The sequence below is a fragment of the Pseudonocardia sp. McavD-2-B genome (assembly GCF_024124365.1).
Classification (GTDB): Bacteria; Actinomycetota; Actinomycetes; order Mycobacteriales; family Pseudonocardiaceae; genus Pseudonocardia; species Pseudonocardia alni.
The window spans coordinates 1-4,217 of record NZ_JAMXSG010000378.1; the positions used below are offsets into that span (position 1 = coordinate 1).

Sequence of the window (4,217 nt, forward strand, 5' to 3'; positions counted from 1 at the left end):
GGCGGCGCCGTGGGGCAGCTGGTCGCCGACGGGGTCCTCGCCGCGCAGGAGTACCGCCGGTTCGGGCTGTTCCGCCGGGTGCTGCTCACCGAGCAGGACCCGGAGCCGGCCCGGGCGCTGCGCACCCGGCTGGCGTCGCTGCTGGTCACCGAGACGGCGCCGGGCGGGCACGACGGCCTGCTGCTCGCGCTGCTGGGGCTCACCGACCTCGCCGGTGACGTCCTGCCGCCGGAGATCGACGCGGAGACGCGCGGGGTCGCGCAGCGCCGCGCGGCGCTCGTCGCGGAAGGGGCGGCGCGCGACCCGTTCGTCCGGGCCTACTTCGCGGTGCGGTCCGGGTGGGCCGGGAACTGAGCCGCTACCCGCGCAGCTCCGCCAGGCGGGCGCGGCAGCTCTCCCAGGTCGGCAGGGCGCCCGCGGCGAGGGCCTCGTCCAGGGTGGGCGCGGCACGGTCCTTGTCGGACAGCACCGGCTCGACCCCCTCGGCCCAGGGCAGCGCGAGGGCCGGGTCCAGCGGGCTGATCCCGTGCTCGGCCGCCGGGGTGTACGACGTCGAGCACAGGTACCCGACGACGGTGGTGTCGGCGAGCGCCTGGAAGGCGTGCCCGAGCCCCTCGGACAGGTAGACCGCCCGCATCGAGGCGGCGTCGAGGTCGACGGCCTCGACCCGCCCGAACGTCGGCGACCCGACCCGCAGGTCCACCACGACGTCGCGGACGGCGCCGGTGGCCACGTAGAGATACTTGGCCTGGCCGGGCGGCACGTCGGCGTAGTGCACGCCGCGCACGACCCCGCGCGCCGACACCGACTGGTTGGTCTGGGCGACGGTCAGGTCGAACCCGAGCGCGTCGCGGAACGCCGGGCCCTGGAAGGGCGCGGTGAACGAGCCGCGGTGGTCGGCGAAGGTGGTCGGCTCGAACAGCCAGGCGCCCTCGATCGACAGCGGGGTCGCCTTCACGCCCACCAGCTCCGGTGGTCGCGGTACCAGGCCACGGTGGCGGCCAGGCCCTCGTCGAACGGCACCCGGGGGGTGTAACCGAGCTCGTCGCGGATCTTCGACCAGTCCACGGAGTAACGGCGGTCGTGCCCCTTGCGGTCGGCGACCCGCTCGATGCGGTCCTCCCCCACGCCGACGACGGCGAGCAGCGCGCGGGTCAGGTCCAGGTTGGTCAGCTCGGTGCCGCCGCCGATGTTGTAGACCTCCCCGGCCCGGCCCGCCGTGGCGGCCAGGACGATCCCGCGGCAGTGGTCGGAGACGTGCAGCCAGTCACGGACGTTGAGGCCGTCGCCGTAGAGCGGGACGGTGCCGCCGTCGAGCAGCCGGGTGGTGAACAGCGGGACCACCTTCTCCGGGAACTGGTACGGCCCGTAGTTGTTCGAGCAGCGCGTGACCACCACGTCGAGGCCGTGGGTGCGGTGGTAGCTGCGCGCCAGCAGGTCGCTGCCCGCCTTCGCCGCGCTGTAGGGCGAGTTCGGCTCCAGCGGGTGGGTCTCGGGCCACGAGCCCGACGCGATCGAGCCGTACACCTCGTCGGTGGAGACGTGCACGAACCGGCCGACGCCCGCGTCCAGCGCGGCCTGCAGCAGGACCTGGGTGCCGACGACGTTGGTCGTCACGAAGTCCGCGGCGCCGGTGATGGAGCGGTCCACGTGGGTCTCGGCGGCGAAGTGCACGAGCAGGTCGGCACCGCCGTCGAGCACCTCGGCGACGCGCCGGGGGTCACGGATGTCGCCGCGCTCGACCGTCAGCCGCGGGTCGTCGGCGACGGGCGCGAGGTTCTCGATCCGGCCGGCGTAGGTGAACGCGTCGAGCACGGTCACCCCGGCCCCGGCCAGCTCGGGGTGCTCCCCGCCCAGCACCTCCCGGACGAAACAGGACCCGATGAACCCGGCCCCGCCGGTCACCACGATGCGCACGTGCCCTCCCCGCTCACTGTCCGGCCCCGCCAGCGTGTCAGAGTCGGCCCCGACGATCGGGAGGTGGGCGCGTGCGCGCGTGCGTGCTGGGGGCGAACGGGCAGCTCGGGCGGGCGCTGGTCGCCGCACTGCCCGGCGCGGTGGCACTCGACCGTGCGGCGCTGGACATCGGCGACGCCGACGCCGTCGCCGAACACGACTTCACCGGCGTCGACGTGCTGGTCAACGCCGCCGCCTACACCGCCGTCGACCGGGCGGAGACCGAACCGGGCGCGGCGTGGCGGGCGAACGCGGCGGGCCCCGCACACCTGGCCGCGGCGGCCCGCGAGCACGGTTGCCTGCTGGTCCACGTCTCCACCGAGTACGTCTTCGACGGCACCGCGCCCGGTCCGGTGCCCGAGGACGCCCCGCCGTCCCCGCTCGGGGTGTACGGCGCGTCGAAGGCAGCCGGGGAGCTGGCGGTGCGGGCGGCGCTGCCGGAGCGGCACGTGATCGTGCGGACCAGCTGGGTCGTCGGCGACGGCGGCAACTTCGTCGCCACCATGGCGCGGCTGGCCCGCGACGGGGTCTCCCCCGCCGTCGTCGACGACCAGGTGGGGCGGCCGACGTTCGCCCCCGACCTGGCCGCGGCGCTGGTCGTGCTGGCCGGGTCCGGGCGGCACGGCACCTTCCACGTGACCGGCGACGGCGAGCCGGTCAGCTGGCACGGACTGGCCCGGGAGGTGTTCGCCCGCTGCGGCCGCGACCCCGGCGACGTCCGCCCGGTGTCGACCGCCGAGTACGCCGCGGACAGGCCGCACCTGGCGCGCCGGCCGGCGAACTCGGTGCTCGACCTGTCCCGCGCGACCCGCGCCGGGGTGACGATGCCGCCGTGGCGCGACGGGCTCGGCGCCCACCTCGGGACCGCCCGGTGAAGGGCGTCATCCTGGCCGGTGGCACCGGCAGCCGGCTGTTCCCGCTGACCGCGGCGGTGTCCAAGCAGCTGCTGCCGGTCTACGACAAGCCGATGATCTACCACCCGCTGACCACGCTGATGCTGGCCGGGATCCGGGAGATCCTGCTCATCTCCACCCCGCACGACCTGCCCGGGTTCCAGCGCCTGCTCGGCGACGGCGGCCGGCTCGGCCTGCAGATCACCTACGCCGCCCAGGAGCACCCCAACGGCCTGGCCGAGGCCTTCGTCATCGGCGCCGACCACGTCCGCGGCGGGCCGTCGGCGCTCGTGCTGGGCGACAACATCTTCCACGGCGCCGGGTTCGGCGACCTGCTGCGCCGCCGCGCCGCCGAGGTCGCCTCCGGCGACGCGGGCTGCGTGCTGTTCGGCTACCCGGTGCGCGACCCGCGGCGCTACGGCGTCGGCGAGGCCGCCCCCGACGGCACCCTGCTCTCGATCGAGGAGAAGCCCGAGCACCCCCGCTCGGACCGCGCCATCACGGGCCTCTACTTCTACGACGACCGCGTCGTCGACATCGCCGCGCGCATCACCCCGTCGGCCCGCGGCGAGCTCGAGATCACCGACGTGAACCGCGCCTACCTGGAGCAGGGCCGCGCCCGTCTGCAGGACCTCGGACGCGGCTTCGCCTGGCTCGACACCGGCACCCACGAGTCGCTGATGGAGGCCGGCCAGTACGTCCGCGTCCTGGAGAACCGCCAGGGCATCCGCATCGCCTGCGTCGAGGAGGTCGCCCTGCGGATGGGCTTCATCGACGCCGCCGCCTGCCACACCCTCGGGGCGCAGCAGGCGGGCTCGGGCTACGGCGAGTACGTCATGGCCGTCGCGGATCAGTTCAGGTCGTAGCGACGGCCGTTCCCCGGCGCCGGTGCGCAGGCCGGCCGCCCGGGTCAGCCTCGTCCGGACGGTGCCGGTGCTGACCGACGTCGCCGCCGTCGGGACCGCCGCGGTCGTGGTCGCGCCGACCGGGCACGACGGCGTCGTGGTGTCCGCGCTGGCCCGGGTCGGTCCGGCCGGCAGGCTCATCCGCCGCATCTCGCTCGACGAGCTGCCCCAGCTGTGGAACCCCCTGTGGGGACATGAGCCATCGTCGGGCCGCGCCCGGATCGGCCGTCGTCCGGCAGTCCTGATGACCGGAGGGCCCGGCCGGGGACTCAGAAGGGCAGGTGCCCCGACAGCACGACGGCCGTCGCGACCGCCGCGGTGAGCACGAGCAGGAGCGCGGCGACCGCGGTCCGGCAGGTGCCCGTCGTCGCGGGACCTGCCGCCGGAGCGACTCCCGGAGGTGACCAGAGCGGTCGGCCCGTCCGGCGCCCGGCGGGCCAGGGTCCGGCGCCGTCGCGCTCGC

6 protein-coding genes are annotated in these 4,217 nt (G+C 75.5%); 3 read left to right on the forward strand and 3 right to left on the reverse strand.

All coding sequences use genetic code 11. The annotated features are described in order from the left end of the window. Window positions 1-354, forward strand: a 354-nt coding sequence (locus tag NH602_RS28675) for a GPP34 family phosphoprotein (protein ID WP_253069436.1), incomplete at its 5' end; no start/stop codon positions are given. 4 nt (window positions 355-358) lie between these two features. On the opposite strand, the gene NH602_RS28680 is transcribed toward NH602_RS28675, so the two are convergent. Together NH602_RS28680 and rfbB are read right to left on the reverse strand one after the other, a co-directional pair. Next, window positions 359-958, reverse strand: coding sequence for a dTDP-4-dehydrorhamnose 3,5-epimerase family protein (locus NH602_RS28680; RefSeq protein ID WP_179762022.1), 600 nt, complete (start codon window positions 956-958; stop codon window positions 359-361). Next, the gene (gene rfbB / locus NH602_RS28685; protein WP_253069437.1) at window positions 955-1,917 is read right to left on the reverse strand and encodes a dTDP-glucose 4,6-dehydratase; all 963 of its coding nucleotides are present in this window, start codon (window positions 1,915-1,917) and stop codon (window positions 955-957) included. Before rfbB ends, NH602_RS28680 begins: the two co-directional genes overlap by 4 nt. Window positions 1,918-1,988: 71 nt before the next feature. On the opposite strand from rfbB, the gene rfbD reads away from it, so the two are divergent. Both rfbD and rfbA read left to right on the forward strand, forming a co-directional pair. Then, entirely contained in the window at window positions 1,989-2,831 is an 843-nt protein-coding gene (gene rfbD, locus NH602_RS28690) for a dTDP-4-dehydrorhamnose reductase (protein ID WP_253069438.1), read from the forward strand. Further along, window positions 2,828-3,715 carry a glucose-1-phosphate thymidylyltransferase RfbA gene (gene rfbA / locus NH602_RS28695; RefSeq protein ID WP_224401657.1) on the forward strand — a complete coding sequence of 296 codons (888 nt, stop codon included), beginning with the start codon at window positions 2,828-2,830 and terminating at the stop codon, window positions 3,713-3,715. Before rfbD ends, rfbA begins: the two co-directional genes overlap by 4 nt. A 308-nt stretch (window positions 3,716-4,023) precedes the next feature. On the opposite strand, the gene NH602_RS28705 is transcribed toward rfbA, so the two are convergent. Further along, the coding region (locus NH602_RS28705) for a hypothetical protein (RefSeq protein WP_253069440.1) at window positions 4,024-4,217 on the reverse strand (194 nt) is incomplete at its 5' end.